At 62.5% G+C, this 20919-nt stretch carries 20 protein-coding genes, 1 tRNA gene and 1 pseudogene; 7 read left to right on the top strand and 15 right to left on the bottom strand.

Translation table 11 applies throughout. From position 1 onward, the window contains the following. Window positions 1-2: 2 nt before the first annotated feature. The 3 genes from ACMCNM_RS06040 to dapA are packed head-to-tail and all read right to left on the bottom strand — an operon-like array spanning window position 3 to window position 2776. Window positions 3-761 carry an MBL fold metallo-hydrolase gene (locus ACMCNM_RS06040; protein ID WP_027594646.1) on the bottom strand — a complete coding sequence of 253 codons (759 nt, stop codon included), beginning with the start codon at window positions 759-761 and terminating at the stop codon, window positions 3-5. Then, entirely contained in the window at window positions 762-1880 is a 1119-nt protein-coding gene (bamC, locus tag ACMCNM_RS06035; protein WP_027594647.1) for an outer membrane protein assembly factor BamC, read from the bottom strand. Window positions 1881-1897: 17 nt separating this feature from the next. Next, window positions 1898-2776 (bottom strand): 4-hydroxy-tetrahydrodipicolinate synthase, encoded by an 879-nt coding sequence (gene dapA, locus ACMCNM_RS06030; protein ID WP_099430204.1) that lies wholly within the window; start codon window positions 2774-2776, stop codon window positions 1898-1900. Window positions 2777-3035: 259 nt separating this feature from the next. On the opposite strand from dapA, the gene ACMCNM_RS06025 reads away from it, so the two are divergent. Both ACMCNM_RS06025 and ACMCNM_RS06020 read left to right on the top strand, forming a co-directional pair. Beyond that, window positions 3036-3596, top strand: a complete 561-nt coding sequence (locus ACMCNM_RS06025; protein ID WP_027594649.1) for a glycine cleavage system protein R — start codon at window positions 3036-3038, stop codon at window positions 3594-3596. Window positions 3597-3606: 10 nt separating this feature from the next. Then, on the top strand, window positions 3607-4080 hold the full coding sequence (locus ACMCNM_RS06020; RefSeq protein ID WP_412764079.1) for a peroxiredoxin: 474 nt from the start codon (window positions 3607-3609) through the stop codon (window positions 4078-4080). Window positions 4081-4115: 35 nt separating this feature from the next. Here ACMCNM_RS06020 and ACMCNM_RS06015 read toward each other — a convergent pair whose 3' ends face one another. Then, window positions 4116-5186, bottom strand: a complete 1071-nt coding sequence (locus ACMCNM_RS06015) for an AI-2E family transporter (RefSeq protein WP_027594651.1) — start codon at window positions 5184-5186, stop codon at window positions 4116-4118. Window positions 5187-5206: 20 nt separating this feature from the next. Further along, window positions 5207-5446, bottom strand: a complete 240-nt coding sequence (locus tag ACMCNM_RS06010) for a sulfurtransferase TusA family protein (protein ID WP_027594652.1) — start codon at window positions 5444-5446, stop codon at window positions 5207-5209. Between the two features lie 120 nt (window positions 5447-5566). Between ACMCNM_RS06010 and ACMCNM_RS06005 the strand changes: the two genes are divergently transcribed. After that, window positions 5567-7003 (top strand): M48 family metalloprotease, encoded by a 1437-nt coding sequence (locus ACMCNM_RS06005; RefSeq protein ID WP_412764078.1) that lies wholly within the window; start codon window positions 5567-5569, stop codon window positions 7001-7003. 118 nt (window positions 7004-7121) lie between these two features. Here the strand turns inward: ACMCNM_RS06005 and nadA are convergent, their stop codons facing one another. Then, the gene (gene nadA, locus ACMCNM_RS06000; RefSeq protein WP_027594654.1) at window positions 7122-8180 is read right to left on the bottom strand and encodes a quinolinate synthase NadA; all 1059 of its coding nucleotides are present in this window, start codon (window positions 8178-8180) and stop codon (window positions 7122-7124) included. Window positions 8181-8395: 215 nt separating this feature from the next. Continuing rightward, window positions 8396-9904 carry a YdgA family protein gene (locus ACMCNM_RS05995; RefSeq protein WP_412764077.1) on the bottom strand — a complete coding sequence of 503 codons (1509 nt, stop codon included), beginning with the start codon at window positions 9902-9904 and terminating at the stop codon, window positions 8396-8398. Between the two features lie 473 nt (window positions 9905-10377). On the opposite strand from ACMCNM_RS05995, the gene ACMCNM_RS05990 reads away from it, so the two are divergent. From ACMCNM_RS05990 to ACMCNM_RS05975, 4 genes and pseudogenes are all read left to right on the top strand, one after another. Continuing rightward, window positions 10378-11730, top strand: a complete 1353-nt coding sequence (locus tag ACMCNM_RS05990) for an APC family permease (protein WP_186680979.1) — start codon at window positions 10378-10380, stop codon at window positions 11728-11730. A 66-nt stretch (window positions 11731-11796) separates the two neighbouring features. Next, window positions 11797-13005, top strand: a pseudogene (locus ACMCNM_RS05985) (HAMP domain-containing protein); the annotation flags it as partial. 102 nt (window positions 13006-13107) lie between these two features. Continuing rightward, window positions 13108-13863 carry a methyl-accepting chemotaxis protein gene (locus ACMCNM_RS05980; RefSeq protein WP_371097899.1) on the top strand — a complete coding sequence of 252 codons (756 nt, stop codon included), beginning with the start codon at window positions 13108-13110 and terminating at the stop codon, window positions 13861-13863. Between the two features lie 138 nt (window positions 13864-14001). Next, a complete protein-coding gene (locus ACMCNM_RS05975; RefSeq protein ID WP_412764076.1) occupies window positions 14002-14961 on the top strand; it encodes a cation diffusion facilitator family transporter in 960 nt (319 codons plus the stop codon). A 69-nt stretch (window positions 14962-15030) separates the two neighbouring features. Here ACMCNM_RS05975 and ACMCNM_RS05970 read toward each other — a convergent pair. From ACMCNM_RS05970 to tolR, 8 genes are all read right to left on the bottom strand, one after another. Then, a tRNA-Lys gene (locus ACMCNM_RS05970) sits at window positions 15031-15106 on the bottom strand. A 61-nt stretch (window positions 15107-15167) separates the two neighbouring features. Beyond that, window positions 15168-15842, bottom strand: a complete 675-nt coding sequence (gene queC / locus ACMCNM_RS05965; protein ID WP_027594659.1) for a 7-cyano-7-deazaguanine synthase QueC — start codon at window positions 15840-15842, stop codon at window positions 15168-15170. A 17-nt stretch (window positions 15843-15859) separates the two neighbouring features. Continuing rightward, a complete protein-coding gene (gene queE, locus ACMCNM_RS05960; protein ID WP_186680983.1) occupies window positions 15860-16507 on the bottom strand; it encodes a 7-carboxy-7-deazaguanine synthase QueE in 648 nt (215 codons plus the stop codon). 159 nt (window positions 16508-16666) lie between these two features. After that, window positions 16667-17482 (bottom strand): tol-pal system protein YbgF, encoded by an 816-nt coding sequence (gene ybgF, locus ACMCNM_RS05955; protein WP_027594661.1) that lies wholly within the window; start codon window positions 17480-17482, stop codon window positions 16667-16669. Window positions 17483-17488: 6 nt separating this feature from the next. Next, on the bottom strand, window positions 17489-17986 hold the full coding sequence (gene pal, locus ACMCNM_RS05950; RefSeq protein ID WP_008090230.1) for a peptidoglycan-associated lipoprotein Pal: 498 nt from the start codon (window positions 17984-17986) through the stop codon (window positions 17489-17491). A 54-nt stretch (window positions 17987-18040) separates the two neighbouring features. Continuing rightward, entirely contained in the window at window positions 18041-19312 is a 1272-nt protein-coding gene (gene tolB, locus ACMCNM_RS05945; RefSeq protein ID WP_033694211.1) for a Tol-Pal system beta propeller repeat protein TolB, read from the bottom strand. A gap of 26 nt (window positions 19313-19338) precedes the next feature. Beyond that, on the bottom strand, window positions 19339-20463 hold the full coding sequence (tolA, locus tag ACMCNM_RS05940; protein WP_033694212.1) for a cell envelope integrity protein TolA: 1125 nt from the start codon (window positions 20461-20463) through the stop codon (window positions 19339-19341). Beyond that, entirely contained in the window at window positions 20463-20915 is a 453-nt protein-coding gene (gene tolR / locus ACMCNM_RS05935) for a protein TolR (protein WP_012273765.1), read from the bottom strand. The genes tolA and tolR overlap by 1 nt, the downstream gene beginning before the upstream one ends. Between the last annotated feature and the right edge of the window lie 4 nt (window positions 20916-20919).

The raw sequence follows: 20919 nt of genomic DNA, 5'->3' as shown, positions 1-20919 counted from the left end.
GGCTAGGCGATTTCGCGCCAGTCGAGCCCGTGTTCCTGATTCGCCACCTGAAGCCAGTCCGGGTCGCACCCAAGGGTGTCGACGAAGCACTGGCGGGCCAGTTGTGGCAGGTTGTTCTTGCTGCTGAGGTGGGCCAGTACCAGGTGTTGCAGGTTGCTCCAGCCCAACTCGTCCACCAGGCGCGCAGCCTGGTGATTGTTCAAATGCCCTTGCGCGCCACCCACCCGCAGCTTCAAGAAGGCCGGGTAGTGCCCGCGCGCCAGCAGGTCACGGCAGTGGTTAGCCTCGATCAACAAGGCATCCAGGCCTTGGTAGCGCTCCAGCAACAACGCATCGTACGAGCCCAGGTCGGTGAGCATGCCGAAACGCCGTCGGCCGTCGCTGAACACGTACTGCAACGGCTCGTAGGCGTCATGTTCGACGCGCGCCGCCGTCACCTCCAGGCCACCGATGCGCAGGCTGTCGCCACACGCGAGAAAACCGGCCACCTCCACCGGCTTGCGCAGGCCGCGCAAGGTCCCTTGGCTGAGGTAGACCGGTACATTGTAGCGCCGCGACAGCAACCCCACCCCATGCACGTGGTCGGCATGTTCGTGGGTGACCAGCACGGCGCTCAGCTGTGCTGCGCTGACCCCGAGCAGCGCCAGGCGCCGCTCGGTTTCACGCAGGGAAAACCCGCAATCGACCAGGATGAGCGTGTCACCACTGGCGATCAGCGTGCCGTTTCCCTGGCTGCCGCTTCCGAGTACCGCGAAGCGCACTTAACCCAGGTGGTCCTGAATGGCGCTCAGCACGCGGCGGGCGACATCGGCCGGAGCCACGGTGTTGATGTTTTTCTCGACCGTTACCTGGACGCTTTCACCGACCTTGCTCAGGCGCACCTGGTAGCGTTCGGCACGGGCTTCACGCTCTTCCTTGGACGGCGCACTGCCGAACAGGCGGCTGAAGAAGCCCGGCTCGTTCTGCTTGTCGTCAGGCTTTTCGGACAGGTTGATGTAGTACAGGCCCAAGCTGCGGTTGATGTCTTCGACACGCCACTCGCCACCTTGCTCCAAGGCGCGGCCTACGCTGGACCAGGCGCGATCCAGGTCGGCGCCCAGGTACAGCACCGGGTTGCCGCTGCCGTCTTCGCTCAGGCTGACGCGGCTCGGGGCATCGAAATCGCGTGCGGCCAGCAGCGAGACCGACCCGCCCTTCTCGGCGCTGCGGTTCATGCTGGCAAGCATTTCGTCGACCAGCAGGGCATCAGCGCCGGTGTTGCTGGACGAGGACGGGAAACCAGGTTCGGCGGTGCTGCCGGCCGGGCGCTCGACGCTGACGATGTACACCTCGGAGGTGTTGCGTTGCACGCCGGGCTCCATGCGTACACGCACGCGCACTTCGCTGTCTGCGCTGCTGGCGGTGCTCGCCAGGCGCTGACCGAGTGACGCGGAGAGTTCGTCGAAACGCTGCCAGGTGGTGTTGAATTCGCCAGTCTGTGGGCGCTCTTCAGCAATGCGGAAGCCATTGTCTTCAAAGAACTGACGGGCTGCCGGCCAGACTTCGGCGGGCGAGCGCTGGGCCAGGACCCAACGGCTGTTGCCGCTGCGCTGCAGGCTGAAATCGCTGACTTCGGCACCCGCAGTCAGGGGCTGCGGGCGCGGTACTTCGAACTCGCCGGTGGCGCGGTCATCAGCAACGTTACGCGGAATAGGCAACAGCGGGTCGAGGCGCTTGACGTTGCTGGCGTCCGGCGGCAGTTGCATCGGCGCAGTCGGATGCGCCTGCAGGTAATCGCTGCCGCGGTCGCGGAAATAACCCTCGTCGCCCCACAGCCAGCCGCAACCGCTGGTGCTGGAAATGATCAGGGCAAGGGCGGAAAGACCAGCCAGTCGCTTCATGCGGTGTACTTCCTCGATTAAACCAGTACGCCGGACTGGCGCAAGGCAGTACGGACTTTTTCGTGACAGCCTTCGCTCAGCCAGGTCAGCGGCAGGCGAATGCCCTTGTGCATCAGGCCCATTTCAACGAGCGCCCACTTCACCGGAATCGGGTTGGCTTCGCAGAACAGGTCTTTGTGCAGCGGCATGAGTTTTTCGTTGATCGCGCGGGCCTTCTCGGCATTGCCCTCAAGGGCGGCCTCGCACAGATCGGCCATTTCGCGCGGGGCGACGTTGGCGGTCACGGAGATGTTGCCCTTGCCGCCCAGCAGGATCAGCTCGACAGCGGTCGGGTCGTCGCCGGACATGACGATGAAGTCCTTGCTGACGCCATCGAGGATGGCTTTGGCGCGGGCCAGGTCGCCGGTGGCTTCTTTGATGCCGATGATGTTCGGCACGGTCGACAGGCGGATCACGGTCTCGGCCTGCATGTCGCACGAAGTGCGGCCGGGCACGTTGTAGAGGATCTGCGGGATGTCGACGGCTTCAGCGATGTGCTTGAAGTGCTGGTACAAGCCTTCCTGGGTCGGCTTGTTGTAGTACGGCACGACCAGCAGGCAGGCATCGGCGCCAGCGTTTTTAGCGTTCTGGGTCAGGTGCACGGCTTCCGACGTGGAGTTGGCGCCGGTGCCCGCAATGACCGGGATGCGGCCATTGACACGTTTGACAACAAATTCGATGACCTCGATGTGTTCTTCAACAGTCAGGGTGGCCGACTCGCCGGTGGTGCCGACGGCGACGATCGCATGAGTGCCGTTTTCCAGGTGGAAGTCTACAAGTTTGCCGAGGCTGTCCCAGTCAAGACGCCCTTGTGCATCCATGGGAGTGACCAATGCCACCATACTGCCCGCAATCATGTAACTGCTCCTGCCGGAAAAAGAGAGCGGTAATGGTACTGGGGGCATCGGCCTTGCACAAGCGAAGCAGGCGGGCGGAGCATTCCCCTCGGCGGCTTATTTCGCTACCCTTGGCCCTTTGATCGGTGCAGCGCGGCCCGCCGGGCCGTCGACCTTGCTCCCCGCCGGCGTCCACGACCTCGCATGCGAGCCCCGGGCCCTGCCGACTGGAGGCTTTTGCCTGTCCTGCACCGACCGCTCATCGCTTTAGGAATGCTGCATGTCCACCCCCACCGTCCGCGAACAATTCCTTGTCATCAGTGCCCTGGGCCCAAACCCCATGGAACTGGCCAACGTCCTCAGCCGCGCTGCCTTCGAAAACCGCTGCGCGGTCGTCACTTCGCGCTTGAGCCGCCATGGCGAGACCAGCGCCCTGGTGCTGCAGGTCGGTGGCAGCTGGGACGCCCTGGCGCGTCTTGAAGCTTCCCTGCCAGGCCTGGGCAAAAAGCACGGCCTGACCCTCGATGTGGTGCGCAGCGCCGACCAGGAGGTGCGCCCGCAGGCGCTGCCTTATGTAGCCTATGTCAGTGCGGCCTACCGCCCGGACATCATCAATGAGCTGTGCCAGTTCTTCCTCGATCACCGCGTCGAGCTCGAAGCCATGACCTGCGACACCTACCTGGCGCCACAAACCGGCAGCAGCATGCTCAACGCCCAGTTCACCGTGATCCTGCCCGCCGGCACCCAGATCAGCTGGCTGCGTGACCAGTTCCTGGACTTTGCCGATGCCTTGAACCTGGATGCGCTGATCGAGCCTTGGCGCCCACAGAACCCCGTGTAAGGAAGCCCCTATGGCCGTAGCACTCGACCAACCCGTTGCCGATTTCCAGGCCCAGGCCACCAGCGGCCAGACGGTCAGCCTCGCCGAGCTCAAGGGCCGCCAGGTGGTGGTGTACTTCTACCCGAAGGACAGCACCCCGGGCTGCACCACCGAAGGCCAGGGTTTCCGCGACCAGCATGACGCCTTCGCCGCAGCCAACACCGTGGTGTTCGGCGTGTCGCGCGATGGCATCAAGTCGCATGAGAACTTCAAGGCCAAGCAAGGCTTCCCGTTCGAGCTGATCAGCGACAAGGACGAGGCCCTGTGCCAGCTGTTCGACGTGATCAAGCTGAAGAAGCTGTATGGCAAGGAATACATGGGTGTGGACCGCAGCACCTTCCTGATCGACAAGGACGGTGTGCTGCGCCAGGAATGGCGTGGGGTGAAGGTAGCCGGGCATGTGGATGCCGTTTTGGCGGCGGCCCAGGCTTTGAACAAGGCTTGAGATTGGTTGGGGCCGCAAAGCGGCCCCCGTGTCATTCAGAGCAGTGGCGAAACACTCGGCTCCTGCCGCGGCCAGGCATCCAGCACGGCCTTGAACAGCGTCGCCAGCGGGATCGCGAAGAAGATCCCCCAAAAGCCCCAGAGCCCACCAAACAACAACACCGCGCAGATGATCGCCACCGGGTGCAGGCTGACCGCCTCGGAAAACAGCAGCGGCACCAGCACGTTGCCATCCAGTGCCTGAATGATCGCGTACACCGTCATCAGGTAGATGAACTGGTCCCCCCAGCCCCATTGGAACAAGGCAATCAGCGTCACCGGCACGGTGACCACCACCGCGCCCACATAAGGCACCACCACCGACAAGCCCACCAGCAGCGCCAGCAGCGCGGCATAGTTGAGCCCCAGGCTGATGAAGGCGATGTAGGTGGCAATCCCGCAGATCAGGATCTCGATACCCTTGCCACGGATGTAGTTGGCAATCTGCCGGTTCATCTCGCTGCCCACCCGGTTCAACAGGGTGCGCTGGCGTGGCAGATAACCACTGACCCAGCGGGCGATCATTTCCCGGTCCTTGAGGAAGAAGAACACCAGGATCGGCACCAGCACCAGGTAGATCATGGCGTTGACCAGCAGAGGCAGGCTCGACAGCGAGAAGGTCAGCGCCCATTGGCCGAACTTGCCGATTTCACCGCGCACCGACTCGATAGCTCGCAACACCTGCTCATCCGACACCAGGTGTGGGTAGCGCTCAGGCAGCAGCAACAACAGCGACTGCCACTTGCCGAGCATGCCGGGCAACTCGTTGAACAGGGTGATCAGCTGATGCCAGAGCAACGGCACCAGCACCAGCAGGATGACCGCCAACGCCCCCATGAACAGCGCGAACACCACCGCCACCGCCAGCCGAGTAGGCACGCGCAGACGCTCCAAGGCGTTGACCAGGCCTTGCATCAGGAACGCCAGGACCATCCCCGCCAACACCGGCGCGAGCATGCCGCCCAGGGTCAGTACCGCGGTAAACGCCAGAAACAGCAGGACCGCCAGCACCACCGCTTCTTCATCGGAGAAGTAGCGCTGCATCCAGTCGCGAAGCACTTTGAACATTGACGATCCTTGGTTAAGACTCAGGCCTTGCGCAGCCAGTAGGTGTAGGTACCGGCCTCGGCCGTTTCGTGCAGCAGCGTATGACCGGCCAGCTTGGCAAAAGTGCGGAAGTCACGCTGTGAGCCGGCATCGGTGGCAATCACCTTGAGCACCGCGCCACTGGCCAGGCGGTTGAGTTCCATCTTCGCCTTCAGCAGTGGCAGGGGGCAGTTCAGCCCGCTGGCGTCGAGTTCGGCGTCGCAGGTCAGGGTGTCACTCATCAGGGGTTCTCCACACGCGGGTAGACGTCTTTGGTAACAGACCCGCTAGGATACCGCCACTGGTCGCCAACGTGTGAGCGGGCTACAGTAGAGGCCTTTGACCCGACGCGAGCTTCGTGCATGAATCTACTGCGCCCTACCCTGTTGACGCTGGCCTGCCTGATGGCCCTTCCCGGCCATGCTGACGACCTGCCATCACTGGGTGATGCCAGCTCTGCGATCGTCTCGCCGCAGCAGGAACACCAGCTCGGCCGCGCCTGGCTCAGCCTGTTGCGTGGCCAGGTCAACCAGCTGAACGACCCGCAGCTCAAAGACTACGTCGAAACCAGCGTGTACCGCCTGGCAGAAACCAGCCAGCTGCAGGACCGACGCTTGGAATTCATCCTGATCGACAGCCGCGAGCTCAACGCATTCGCCGCCCCTGGGGGCATCGTCGGGGTCAACGGCGGCCTGTTCCTCAATGCCCAGACCGAGGGCGAATACGCCTCGGTACTGGCGCACGAACTGGCGCACTTGTCGCAGCGCCACTTTGCCCGTGGCGTCGAAGCCCAGCAACGCATGCAACTGCCCATGATGGCAGCGCTGCTGGCTGGCATCGTGCTGGCGGCCGGGGGCGCTGGCGACGCTGGCATCGGCATGATTGCCGGCACCCAGGCGGCGGCGATCCAAGAGCAGCGGCGCTTTTCGCGGCAAAACGAGCAGGAAGCCGACCGCGTCGGTATCCAGAACCTGGAAAAGGCCGGCTACGACCCGCGCAACATGCCGAGCATGTTCGAGCGCCTGGCGCGTCAGTACCGCTACGATGCCAAGCCGCCAGAATTCCTGCTGACTCACCCGGTTACCGAGTCGCGCGTTGCCGACACCCGCAACCGCGCCGAGCAGGCGCCCAAGGGCGGCATCGAAGACACCCAGCGCTACCAGTTGATCCGCGCCCGCGTGGCCCTCACCTACGAAGGCACCCCAGGCCTTGCCGCCAAGCGCTTCCGCGCCCAGCTGGATGAAGACCCCAAGCTGGACGCCGCACGCTACGGCCTGGCCCTGGCGCAGGTCAAGGGTGGCCAGCTCAACGAAGCCCGCGAACTGCTCAAGCCGTTGCTGGCCAAAGCGCCCAACGACATTACCTATAACCTCGCGCAGATCGACCTGGACATCACCAACAACCGCCTCGCTGACGCCCAGCAGCGTGCCGAGCGCATGCAGGGGCTGTACCCGGGCAACTACCCACTGAAACAGGTGCGGGCCGACCTGCTGGTGAAGCAGAACAAGCCAGCTGAAGCGGAAAAAGTACTGAACGACCTGCTCAAGAGCCGGCCGGATGATCCGGATGTGTGGTACGACGTTGCCGAAGTGCGGGGGTTGTCGGGTAATACCATCGGCTTGCACCGGGCGCGTGCCGAGTACTTCACCTTGGTCGGTGACTTCGACCAGGCTATCCAGCAGCTGGATTACGCCAAGCGTCGTGCGGGGAGCAACTTCCCGCTGGCGTCACAGATTGATCAGCGCCAGCGCGAGGTCATGGAGCAGCAGCGGATGGTCAGGGAGATGATGGGGCGCTGAGTTTTTCGGGAGCGCTTTGCGCTCCATTCGCAGCACAAGGCTGCTCCTACAGGAGATCGTATTCCCCTGTAGGGGCAGTGTTGTGCTGCGAATGGGCCGCAGAGCGGCCCCAGCATTTTCAGGCGTTACCCGAAAGCTTCAAGCGCGCCGCCTGGGTGAAATCCAGCATGCGGTTAAGCGGTTTGATCGCCTTGGGCACCAACGCCGGATCAACGAAAATCTCGTTGCTGCCCGTGCGCAAGCATTCCAACACCCGCTCCAGCGTGTTCATCGCCATCCACGGGCAGTGCGCGCAGCTGCGGCACGCAGCACCGTTACCGGCAGTCGGGGCCTCGACGAATTCCTTGTCCGGGCACAGCTGCTGCATCTTGTAGAAGATGCCGCGGTCAGTCGCGACGATGAAGGTCTTGTTCGGCAGGGTCTGCGCGGCTTTGATCAACTGGCTGGTGGAGCCAACCGCGTCAGCCAGGTCGATCACCGATTCTGGCGATTCGGGGTGGACCAGAATCGCGGCATCCGGGTAAAGCGCCTTCATGTCGGCCAACTGACGCGACTTGAATTCTTCGTGGACGATGCACGCACCGTCCCACAGCAGCATGTCGGCACCGGTCTGCTTCTGGATGTAACGGCCCAGGTGCTGGTCCGGGCCCCAGATGATGGTCTCGCCGTTGTCCATCAGGCTTTCGACGATCTCCAGTGCGCAGCTCGAGGTCACCACCCAATCGGCACGGGCCTTCACGGCCGCCGAGGTATTGGCATACACCACCACGGTGCGTTCCGGGTGCTGGTCGCAGAACGCCGAAAACGCTTCGACCGGGCAACCCAGGTCGAGGGAGCAGGTGGCTTCCAGGGTGGGCATCAGCACGCGTTTTTCGGGGGTGAGAATTTTTGCCGTCTCACCCATGAAGCGCACGCCGGCGACGACCACGGTTTCGGCGGGGTGGTTCTTGCCGAAGCGGGCCATTTCCAGCGAGTCGGATACGCAGCCGCCGGTTTCTTCGGCCAGCGCCTGGATCACCGGGTCGCAGTAGTAATGGGCGACCAGCACGGCGTTCTGGGCCTTGAGCTCGGCAGCGATGGCCGCACGGTATTCGGCCTCCTGCTCGGCTGTCAGCGGGTTGAGCTGTTTGGCGTCGAGGTGGGCCTGAACCAACAGGCGTTCGGAAATCTGGGTCATGATCGCTGGACCTGCAAGCGCGTGCGCGCATCAAATCGAGTGTATCACCCGGCCCTGGCAGATCGGCTAAGGGCGCCGGACGGCGCGCAGGCCATCACGGCCCTCTGCGGGCGCGGATTATTATCGGACGCCGAAGGCTACAGACAATCGAGGGAATTCAAAAGGGGTTTTTATGCAGCCTGCCCCGGCGAACGAGCCGGGGCAGGCTTAGCGAATCAACCTTGCGGCTGCAAGGCGGCAAGACGCATGGACATCAGCATGGCGAACTCTTCTACGGTCATCTTCTGGCCATTGAAGTCGACCATGCCATCGGCATAGTGCAGGCGGGTCACCACGTCGTTGCCCTGCACCGTGGCCATGCCGCTCTGCAGCGCCATCATGCCAACCATTTCACCTGCCTGGCTCGACTGCATGGCGATGGCCTGGGCATCGGTCTGCCCGTCCAAAAGCGCCTGCAAAGTTGCCAGGTCACCGATCATCGGCTTGGACAGCGACAGCGACGTCTTGACCTCGGTGATCAGTTGTTTGCTCAGTTGGTCGGGCGGCAGGTCGAAGGAGGCCGGGCTGGCGAAGTCCATTGCCAGGTTGAAGCGGCTCTCGCCGTTGGCGGTCTTGAACGACAGGTTTTCTACCGCGAGCTTGGGCTTGGAGGCCAGCAGCTGCTGCAGGTCAGCCTGGAACTTGGCCTTCTCGGCTTCGTCCATCTGGATCTGTGGCACTGCCTGGCCCGCTGCGGCCGCAGCCTCGAACTCCGGCAAGTGCGCCTGGTACCAGTGCGACAGCGCTTGCAGCGCCGGTGCATTGACCGACTTGATGCTCACGGCCATCTGCGCATTGCCGACGGCGCGGCCGTCCCAGGTGATATCCGCCAGCGTGTAATCCGCGCGCCCACCGACGGTGTCCGGGCCGTCGAGGGCTTGCTGGGCTTTCTGCTCAAAGCCTTTGATCAACAGCACCTGCTGCTTGGGCCCCAAGGTCACCTTGGTTTCCGCCAGCGACAGGTCGACCTTGCCGACATAGATCGCATCATGCTGGGTGGCGGCCAGGTCGCCGTCGACCTTCAAGCCCTTCAGCTCGAAGGTGGCAGGCGGCTGATCGTCGTGCACCCACTTCATTTCGAAGCGCTCGGCGCTGCCCTGGAATTTCGTCGCCTTGCCTTCGCGGTCGCCGCTGAGCTGCAACTGCATGCCCGAGAACGCGAGGCTGTTGCCGTCGGTTTCGTTGACCTTGAGCGGGGCCAGCAGGACCGTACTGTCGACGTTGCCGCCGTAGCCTAGGCTGGTCTGCGCGCTGACCGGCGCCTGTTCGCCCGCTGCCGCGAACCAGGGGGCGGTGAAATCGTCCTTCTGCAGGGTGCTGTTGCTGACAGCCAGCACGGGCATCAGCTTCAGTGCCTTGACCCGCGACCACGGGAATGGGCCGTGCTCGATCTGGTCGGTCATGCCTACATCGAAACTGACCACTTCGTCGTCGCCCAGGTTGATGTCCTTGGCCTTGAGCCGGTACTGGGCGGTACTGCTGAAGAAGTGCCGATCCAGCGAGACCAGTTCGACGGTCAGGCTGCCACCGACGCCCACCAGGGCTTTTTTCAGTTCGGCGTTGCTGCGGTTGACGGAATATTCCAGCTCCGCAGGCAAGCGCTCGCCGGTGTACCAGGCGCCAGTGGTGGTTGCGACGGCAATGGCAATGGCCAGGCCGGTAAGGATGCCTACTGATTTCTTCATGAATAGAACCGAATGCTGTCCATAAGGGCTTACACGTGGCCAAGGTGCCACGCAAGGCCTGAAGAATATCACCGCAGCCACGGCCAGGTGGTGGCCGAAACCGAGAAAACCCGCTTTTAGGATCCGTCTGATAGGCCCATAGGCAACATCCTATTTGTTCAATTTTACGAACATATAAATCGATCAAAACCGCAAAAAACCGCGCAAAAACTGAACAAAACTCCATTGAAATCGATAAATGCTTCAGTTTGGCAACATCTTGTCATGTTTAACTTGACACCAACCTACCCATCGTTTTTTATTTTCACCACTTGCACCGCGCCCACCCCACAAAGAACAACCGGCGCCTCGCACGCGCCTCCCTCTGCTCCGAACAATAAAGGTGAACAACATGGAGCCCACCCGCTCGCCCTTGCCGCATGCGCAACTCACTGTGCCCGCCGTTCACGTCCAGCCGCAGGAGCCATGCCAGCATGCAGCCTGACCACAGCGCTTCCGGCGGCGACCAATTCCGCAAATCCCTGCGCCTCTGGCACGTGGTGATCATCGGCCTGGCCTACCTGACGCCGATGACCGTGTTCGACACCTTCGGCATTGTTTCCGGCATCACCGCCGGGCACGTGCCCAGCGCCTACATCCTGGCGCTGGCCGGTATCCTGTTCACGGCGGTGAGCTACGGGACCCTGGTACGACGCTTCCCACAATCGGGCTCGGCCTATACCTACACCCAGCGCGCCATCAACCCGCACGTGGGCTTCCTGGTGGGCTGGTCATCGCTGCTGGACTACCTGCTGCTGCCCATGGTCAATGCCTTGCTGGCCAAGCTCTACCTGTCGGCCATGTTCCCAGAAGTGCCGGCGTGGGTCTGGGTGGCCGGGTTCGTCAGCCTGATCAGCCTGATCAACATGCGCAGCATCAACCTGGTGGCGCACTTCAACCTATTGTTCGTGGCGGTGCAGGTCGCGATCATTGCGGTGTTCATCTACCTCTGCGTGCGTGGCCTGGGCCACGGCGAAGGGCTGGGCACCACCTGGAGCCTGCTGCCGTTCGCCGACAACCAGACCCACCTCAGCGCCTTGGCCGCTGGTGCCACCATCCTGTGCTTCTCGTTCCTGGGCTTCGACGCAGTGACGTGCCTGTCGGAAGAAACCCGCGACCCGGGCAAGACCATCCCACGGGCCATCTTCCTGACCGCGCTGATCGGCGGGATGGTGTTCATCCTGGTGTCGTACTTCATCCAGGCCTACTTCCCGACCATGGCGCGCTTCCATGACCAGGAAGCCGCCCTGCCGGAGATCGCCCTGTACGTGGGCGGCAAGCTGTTCCAGTCCGTGTTCATCGCCTGCACCGTGATCAATACCATCGCCTCGGGCCTGGCCTCGCAGACCAGCGTCTCGCGCCTGCTGTACGTGATGGGCCGCGACAATGTAATCCCGGCCAGCATCTTTGCCCGCCTGCATTCACGCTACAAGACGCCGGTGATGAACATCGCCGTGGTCGGGCTGATTTCGCTGTCGGCGATCTTCTTCGACCTGGTCACCGCCACGTCGATCATCAACTTTGGCGCCCTGGTCGCGTTCAGCTTCGTCAACCTGTCGGTGATCAACCACTGCTACCTGCGCGAAGGCAACCGCAAAGGCTTGGCCAACAAGCTGAAGTACCTGGTACTGCCGACCATCGGCTTCTGCATCATCGTTTCGCTGTGGCTGGACCTGAACGAGCACTCCTTGATGTTCGGCGGGCTTTGGGCACTGCTCGGGGTGATCTACCTGGCCTGGCTGACCAAGGCCTTCAGGGTTGCGCCACCGAACTGCATTGCTGAATGACCCACGCTGCCGACAACGCCCGCGCCTGACCGCGGGCGTTGTCCTTGATCGAAAAGGAAAGCCCTCATGTCGCTGCGTCGCCTCTCCATCCAGTGGAAGATCACCCTGCTTGCCGGCTTGTGCCTGCTGGCCATCGTCGCACTACTGGTCACCACCTCGCTGACCCAGGCCCGGCGCAGCGCGGCATTGGTCAGCCAGGCCAACTCGGAAATGCTCGACCACAGCGCGCGCCTGCGCCTGCAGGCGCACGCCGAAACCCAGGCGCTGCGTATCCAGCGCTACTTCATGGATGCCTATCAGCACGGTAATGGCTTCCGACGCCTGGTACAGGTGCTGAAGGCCCGCGGCGGCAACGACTTGCGTGGCGAGCTGACCCGCGAGGCGCGCGCCAGCCTGGCCAGCAACCCGGACGTGATCGGCCTGTACCTGGTGTTCCAGCCCGACGCGCTGGACCACCAGGACAGCCAGTTCGTCGCCCAGGAGGCCGTGGGCAGCAACGACAGCGGGCGCTTCTCGCTGTACTGGTCGCAGCCACGCCCAGGCACCCTGGAGCAAGAAGCCATGCCTGAGGCGATGCTCGCCGACACCCGCACCAGCACCAGCGGCAGCCCGCAGAACCGCTGGTTGACCTGCCCGCAAGAAACCGCGCGGACTTGCATGCTCGAGCCGTACCTCGACGAGGTCAACGGCCGCCAGGTGCTGATGACCAGCATTGCCCTGCCCCTGCTGGAAAACGGCAAGGTCGTTGGTGTGGTCGGCCTGGACATAGGCCTGGACAACCTGCAGCAGTTGAGCCTGAACGGCCGCCAGGAGCTGTTCGACGGCCAGGGCCAGGTCAGCATCGTCAGCCCGGCCGGCCTGCTGGCGGGCCACAGCCGCGACAGCAGCCAGCTCGGCAAGGCGCTGGACGCGGCGGTACCGAACGGCTTGCTGCGCGTTGCTCACCCGTTCAGCCCCATCCCCGACGCAGCGCCCTGGCAAGTGTTGCTGGAGTTGCCTGAAAGCGTGCTGCAAGCACCGGCCATGGCGCTCAACCAACGCCTGGATGCGCACAACCAAACTGCCAACCTCACCAGCCTGCTGATCGGCCTTGGCGCCGCTGTGCTGGGCCTGGTACTGGTGTGGCTGACCGCCCGCGGCGTGACGCGGCCGATTCTTGCCGTCGCCGCGCGCCTGAAAGACATCGCCAGCGGCGAAGGTGACCTCACGCGCCGCCTGGACTATGCCCGCGAGGACGAACTGGGCCAACTGACCGGCTGGTTCAACCGCTTTCTCGACAAACTCCAGCCGGTGATCGCCCAGGTCAAAGGCTCGCTGCAGGAAGCCCGTGGCACTGCCGACCAGTCCGCCGCCATCGCCAGCCAGACCAGTAGCGGCATGCAGCAACAGCACCGGGAAATCGAGCAGGTCGCCACCGCGGCCAACGAAATGAGCGCCACCGCGCTGGATGTAGCCCACAACGCCTCCCAAGCCGCCCAGGCGGCACGTGGCGCCGACCAGGCAAGCCGCGAAGGCCTGCAACTGATTGCCAGCACACGCCAGGCCATCGACCGCCTGGCAGCCGACATGAACACCGCGATGGACGAGGCGCGCACCTTGGAAAGCCGCAGCGATCAGATCGGCTCGGTGTTGGAGGTGATCCGCGCGATTGCCGAGCAGACCAACCTGCTGGCGCTCAATGCCGCCATCGAAGCGGCCCGCGCCGGCGAGGCTGGCCGTGGCTTCGCCGTGGTCGCCGATGAAGTGCGCAGCCTGGCCCAGCGTACTCAGGTGTCGGTCGAGGAAATCCGCCAGGTCATCGAGGGCCTGCAGCAAGGCACCCAGGATGTGGTGGGCGCCATGCACGAGGGCCAGCGCCAGGCCCAGGCCAGCGCAACGCGCATGGAACAGGCGCTGCCGGCCCTGCAGCGTATCGGCGAGGCGGTGGCGGTGATCAGCGACATGAACCTGCAAATCGCGTCGGCAGCCGAGGAGCAAAGTGCGGTGGCCGAGGAAGTGAACCGTAACGTGGCAGGTATTCGTGATGTGACAGAATCGCTGGCTGGCCAGGCCGATGAATCGGCGCGGATCAGCCAGGCGCTGAACCGGCTGGCCAATCAACAGCAAGCCTTGATGGAGCAGTTTCGCGTTTAGCCGGTACCGGCCTCTTCGCGGGCAAGCCCGCTCCCACAGGACCTGTGCAGCCTTCGAAACTGCACTTTACCCTGTGGGAGCGGGCTTGCCCGCGAAAGGGCCAGCACAGGCAACCCACCTTTTGAAAGAGCTTTACCCATGCAAGCAACAAACAAAACCCCGTTCTTCGACATCACCAGCGAACAAGGCCTGCTACGCACCTCGATCGCCGTTACCCTGTTCATCGCCACCATCGGCATTGCCTTCGGCCTGGCCTCGGGCTCGTTCTCGATCATCTTCGACGGCGTTTACTCACTGGTCGACGCCAGCATGAGCGGCCTGTCGCTGGTGGTGGTCAAGCTGATCACCTCTCACGCCACCAGCCTGCAGATGTCACGCAAGCTGCGTGAGCGCTTCACCATGGGCTTCTGGCACCTGGAACCCATGGTGCTAGCGCTCAATGGCATCCTGCTCAGCGGCGTGGCCATCTATGCGCTGATCAACGCCGTCAGCAGCGTGCTGCAAGGCGGGCGGCACCTGGAGTTCGGCATCGCCATGGTCTACGCGGTAGTGACCGTGATCGCCTGCGTGACCATCGCAGTCGTCGAAGCCCGAGCCAATCGCAAGCTGGGGTCGGACTTCGTACGCATGGACGTCAAGGGTTGGGTGATGTCGGCAAGCATCACCGCCGCGTTGCTGATCGCTTTCTGCTTTGGCTATGCGGTACAGGGCACGCAGTGGGAATGGATGTCCCCGTACATCGACCCGGCGGTGCTGGCACTGGTCTGCCTGGTGATTATTCCACTGCCGCTGTCGGTGGTACGCCAGGCGTTTTCAGAGATATTCCTGGTGACGCCAGGGGACCTCAAACTGCATGTCGACGAAGTCGCCAAGGCCTTCGTTGCGCGCCACGGGCTGCAGTCGTACCGCGCCTATGTGGCCAAGGTAGGGCGCTCGCGGGAGATCGAGCTGTACTTCATCGTGCCTACCGGCATGGGCGCGAAAACCATCGATGAGTGGGATGCGCTGCGCAACGAGATCGGCGATGCCGTGGGCGGCGAAGGGCCGGACCGTTGGTTGACCGTGGTGTTTACCGGGGATCCGGAGTGGGCTGAGTAACCGGCAGTTCGCGCCAGAAACGACAAAGCCCGCTACCGTTGCCGGTAGCGGGCTTTGACTTACTGCGTATGGTGGGTCGTGTAGGATTCGAACCTACGACCAATTGGTTAAAAGCCAACTGCTCTACCAACTGAGCTAACGACCCGTTGGATGGCGCGTATAATACTGATTTCTAACGGGAAATCAACACCTCGCCATAAAAAAAATCAAAAATAACGCGTCGGGTCGGTCACCCCGGCAGCCTTGAAGCCATCAGCACGCAGGCGGCAGCTGTCGCACTTGCCGCAGGCACGGCCTTGATCGTCGGCTTGGTAGCAGGAAACCGTCAGGCTGTAATCCACACCCCGGGCGATGCCCGCTTGAACGATCTGCGCCTTGCTCAAGTTCTGCAACGGTGCCTGGATGCGGAAGCCCTGCCCTTCGACACCCGCCTTGGTCGCCAGGTTGGCCATGCGCTCGAACGCTTCGACGAATTCGGGGCGGCAGTCCGGGTAACCGGAGTAATCCACGGCATTGACGCCGATGAAGATGTCACGCGCTTCGAGCACTTCCGCCCAGCCCAGGGCCAAGGACAGGAAAACGGTGTTGCGCGCCGGTACGTAGGTGACCGGGATGCCTTCACCTGGGGTTTCCGGCACGTCGATGCTGCTGTCGGTCAGGGCCGAGCCACCGATACCGTCCAGGCTCAGGCCAATGACCTTGTGCTCGACCACACCCAGGTCACGCGCCACACGGGCGGCAGCATCGAGCTCGGCCCGATGACGCTGGCCATAGTCGAAACTCATGGTGTAGCAGCTGTAGCCTTCGGCTTTGGCCATGGCCACCACCGTGGCCGAGTCCAGGCCACCGGACAGCAAGATTACCGCGCGTTTCTCAGTCATGTACTGCAACTCCTCAATCAACGTCCGGGTTCGTCGTTCCACAGCAGCTTGTGCAGCTGCAACTGGAAACGTACGGGCAGGTTGTCGGCAACGATCCAGTCGGCCAGGTCACTTGCGCTCACCTGGTGGTGGCTGGGCGAGAACAACACCTCGCCGGCACGCTCGGCCAGGTTGTACTGGATCAGCTTGGACACGGCCCAGTCATAATCCTCACGGGAGCAGATCACGAACTTGACCTGGTCGTTGCGGGTCAGGTGCTCGATGTTCTCATAGCGATTGCGGTGCGACTCCTCGGAGCCTGGGGTCTTCAGGTCGACCACACGGCTGACGCGGGTGTCGGTGCCGGAAATATCCAGGGCGCCACTGGTCTCGAGCGAGACCTCGTAGCCGGCATCGCACAGCTGCTGGAGCAAAGGCAAGGCATTGGGCTGGGCCAGCGGTTCGCCACCAGTGACACAGACGTAGCGCGGCTTGAAGCCGGCCACTTGTTCCATGATCGAATCGAGGGAGCGAATAGTGCCGCCAGTGAAGGCGTAGGCACTGTCGCAGTACTGACAGCGCAGGGGGCAACCGGTCAGGCGCACGAATACCGTGGGCAGCCCAGCCGTTCGTGTTTCACCCTGCAACGAGTAAAAGACTTCGGTGATGCGTAATGTGTCTTGCATGATCGCCACGGGCGTGACAGCTAAACAGGCTGTCCGCCTCCGTCAGGCACTGTCGCGGACTCGACATGGCGTTATCCGCAGCAGCGTGTTTAGGAAAAAGGGCACTGATTCTAACGAAAAAACCCGCGACTCGCGCGGGTTTCTTTTGAAAGGTGCTGCTTAGAGCTTCTGCAGGTCGCGCTGCGCCAGCTGTGCGGCAGAGGTGCCGGGGTACTGGGTGATGACCTGTTGCAGAATGCCTTTGACCTTGTCGGTGTGGCCCATGCGGCGCTCGACGTCGGCCAGCTTGTACAGCGAATCAGGCACCTTGCTGTGCTTGGGGTACTTCTGGCTCACCTGAGCGAAGGCCTGGCTGGCACCCGGCAGGTCGCCCTTGGCCAGGTTCACCTCACCCAGCCAGTACTGGGCGTTGCCGGCGTACTGGCTGTTGGGGTACTTGCGCAGGAAGGCGTTGAACGCCTGGCTGGCCTTGTCGAAGTCCTTCTGCTTGATCAGATCGAAAGCAGCATCGTAGTAGAGCTTTTCTTTCGCCGGATCACCGGGCTCGCTGCTGGCGGCCGGTTGTTGTGCAGCAGCGCCAGCGGCGCCTGCTGCTGCACCGGCGGCGGCATTGGATGCGCCACCGGTAGCGGAATTGTCAGGGGTCGCGGCAGGCGCGGCACCACTATTGATGCGACGGTCCAGATCCTGGTATCGCTCCAGGTTTTCCTGCTTCATGCGCGACACATCGTTTTGCAGCTCTTCGATGATGCCTTGCTGGCGGGAAAGCTGATCCTGCATCTGTTGCAGCTGCATGAACAGCTGGCCCTGTGCTGAGGCAGGGGTCGAAGCCCCTGCCCCGGCATAGGCGCCGCTCGTGCCATAACCCGCAGGTGGATACCCACCCGCGTTGTCATCTACTACAGGGACCTCAGCCCAGGCCGCGAGCGGCAGGCTGAGTGCGAGGACGGTTACAACACGGCGGCACATTCGCATAGGAACTTACTTACGCAGTTCTACGCGACGGTTCTGAGCCCAGGATTGCTCGTCGTTGCCAGTGGCAACCGGACGCTCTTCACCGTAGGAGACCAGTTCCAGCTGAGCAGGGGAAACGCCCTGCAGAACCAGGTAACGCTGAACGGCCTTGGCACGACGCTCACCCAGAGCCATGTTGTACTCGCGGGTGCCGCGCTCGTCGGTGTTGCCTTCCAGAACAACGCGGTTGCCGTTGGACTTCAGGTCCTTGGCGTGAACGTCCAGAGCGCGCATGGCTTCTGGCTTCAGGTCCGAGCTGTCGTATTCGAAGTAGAAGGTGGTGATTGCGCGCAGGGCGGCTTCTTCGCTCAGGGAGCCGTCAACAGCGCCAGTGTTGGCACCGTAGCCAGCGTTCGGGTCAACAGCGCCTTCACCAGCGTTGTCACCGCCTTTCGAGGAGCAACCTACAGCTACAGCCATGGCCAGAGCCAGCGCAGCGAATTTACCAAACTTCAGCATTTCCATCGTGAAACTCCTAATGAAACCCCAGTGTGTTAAGCAAAACGTATTACGCCGCAATCAGTTCAGGAAAGGGGACCAGGACGGTTCTCTGACTTCGCCTTGAGCGGTAGGAAGTGGGAGCCTCACGCGGCCATTAAGCGACACGAGCATCAAGACTCCCCGGCCCTGCTGGCGGGTGGCGTAGATTAGCATGGTGCCGTTTGGCGCAACAGTGGGAGACTCATCAAGACTTGTTTCCGAGAGAATCTTTACACTTCCGCGTTGCAAGTCCTGTGCCGCCACTTTGAAGTTGGTGAAGCCTTGCTGACGGTGAATCATCACCAGCGTCTTTTCGTCCGCCGAAAGTTTCGGGTTGGCGTTGTAGTTACCCACGAAAGTTACGCGCTCAGCACCACCACCACTGACCGACTGCTTATAGATCTGCGGCTTGCCGCCACGGTCGGAGGTGAAGTACAGGGTGTTGCCATCTTTGCCCCAGAACGGCTCGGTATTGATACCCGGGCCGGCAGTGACACGGCTGATCTGACGCGACGCCACGTTCATCACGTAGATGTCCGGGTTGCCATCTTTGGACAGCACGAACGCCAGGCGCGAACCATCCGGCGACCAGGCGGGCGCGCCGTTGAGGCCTTCGAAGTTGGTGACCTGCTCACGGCGACCGGTGTCGATGTGCTGAACGAAGATGCGCGGGCGCTTCTGCTCGAACGACACATAGGCAATGCGCTTGCCATCCGGTGCAAAGCGTGGCGACAGGATCGGCTCGCGCGATTGCAGCAGGGTCACTGCCCGGGCACCGTCGTAGTCCGAACGCTGCAGGGTGTAACGGGTGTTGTTGGTAGAGAAACGCTCGGCCGTCACGTACAGCATACGGGTCGAGAACGCACCCTTGATGCCGGTGAGCTTTTCGAACGACTGGTCGGCGATGTAGTGCGACATGTCACGCAACTGGTCGACGCTGCCCGCCACGCTACCGGTCAGCACTTGCTGCTCGGTGGCGACGTTGAACAGGGCGTACTGCACCTGCAGGCGACCGCCGGACGGCACGATGCTGCCGACCATGACGTACTGCGCGCCCAACGCTTTCCAGTCACGGAAGATGACTTCGCTGGCCTGGGAAGGCTGGCTGATCATGTTCTGACGCGGAATCGGCGAGTAGTAGCCGGAGTTGCGCAGGTCGTTGCCGATGATCTCGGCCATGTCTTCGGGCAGCACGCTGCCGCCCTGCAGACCGAACGGCACTACCGCGATGGGAGTGGCCCGGTCGCTGCCACTGGTGACCAGGATGTTCTTTTCATCTGCCACCGCCATGCCTGCTACGCAGCAGAGCATGACCAGCAGTCCTCTCAGACGTTTAATCACAACGCTAGATCCTCAGGTGTAAATGTCATCTTGAACGAACGATACTGATTGAAATCGCTCGGCTTCATACCCTGCATTTCGGTCAGACGACCGATGTTCTTCACTGCTGCCACCGCCGAACTGTCGAACGGACCGTCGCCACTGGAGCGCAGAACGCTGGCATTGGTGATGGTGCCATCTGGCAACATGTTGATCTGCAGGACCACCGTCATGCCCTTACGCGCGGAAGGCGGACGCGCCCAGCCTTCGGCCGCTCGCAAACGGATCAGGTCGTCGAAACTGCCGGCCACCTGGTCGCCTTGCTCGTCAGCCAGTGCCTGCTGCCGCTCTGTGGTGTCGGACAACAGCTCGGCCAGGGCCTGGGCTTTCTTGTCTTCCGCCGACTTGCGGGCCGCTTCCTGTGCCTTTTTCTTCTGGGCGTCTGCAGCGGCCTTTTTCTTGGCCTCTTCAGCTGCCTTCTTCTTCGCGTCCTCGGCCGCCGCTTTCTTCTTGGCGTCCTCGGCTGCTTTCTTCTTGGCCTCTTCGGCTGCCTTTTTCTTGGCGTCCTCGGCGGCTTGCTTTTTCGCTTCTTCGGCGGCCTCTTTCTTGGCCTCCTCGTCGGCTTTCTTCTTGGCCTCTTCCTCAGCCTTCTTCTTGGCGATGTCGGCCTGCTGTTTCTCGGCGGCCTTCTTCGCCTCCTCGGCTTTCTTGGCTTCGGCGGCTTTCTTGGCCTCGGTGGCCTTGGCAGCCTCCTCAGCTTTCTTGGCTTCAGCGGCTTCAGCCTTCTTGGCCTCGGCGGCTTCGCGAGCCTCTTCGGCCTTTTGAGCGGCGTCGGCTTTCTTTTGTTCCGCGGCCTTCACGGCCTCTTGCTCGACCTTCTTCTGTTCCAACTGCTCGACTTCGGTCTGGCGCGAGGCGGTTTTCTTCGCTTCCCCGGCAATCTTCTGATTGGTCTGGGTAGTCGCCTGGCTCTTGGACTTCAGCTGATACAGGGTAGCCTGGACGATCGGCTTGGAAGGCGGCAGTTCAGGCGTCATGGCAAAACTGACGAACAGCATGCCGAACACCAGCACGTGCAGACCGATGGCCCAGACACTGGGCCAGAAGTAGCTTTCCGAGGCGGATGGCTCTCGCTGTTGCATCAGGGCGCCTCGGTAATCAGGCCAACGTTACCGACACCGGCCTTCTGCAACCCGCCCATGGCACCCATGACCGCGCCGTAGTCGACAGCCTTGTCGCCACGAATGAAGACCTGTGTCTGCTTGCCCTGGTCACGGCCGGCGGCAATGATCTTGGTCACTGCGTTGGTCATGTCGGGCAAGGTCATGGCCTTGTCCATCTGCTTGTCGGTATCGACTTCGCTGCCGAGGTTCCAGTAGTAGGTCTTGTCGGCCTTGATGGAAATGGTGAGGATCTGGACGTTGTTGTCCTGCGGCAAGGCTTCACTGGAAACCTTGGGCAGGTCGACCTTCACGCCCTGGTTGAGCATTGGGGCCGTCACCATGAAGATGACCAGCAGCACCAGCATCACGTCGATGTAGGGCACCACGTTCATCTCGGCGACCGGCTTGCGTTTGTGGCGAACTCGGGCCATGGGC

Origin of the sequence: Pseudomonas sp. NGC7 (assembly GCF_047159675.1) — a bacterium.
GTDB lineage: Bacteria > Pseudomonadota > Gammaproteobacteria > Pseudomonadales > Pseudomonadaceae > Aquipseudomonas > Aquipseudomonas kermanshahensis.
Note: the sequence above shows the minus strand (reverse complement) of the source record. Positions and strands in the feature narration are given on the sequence as shown.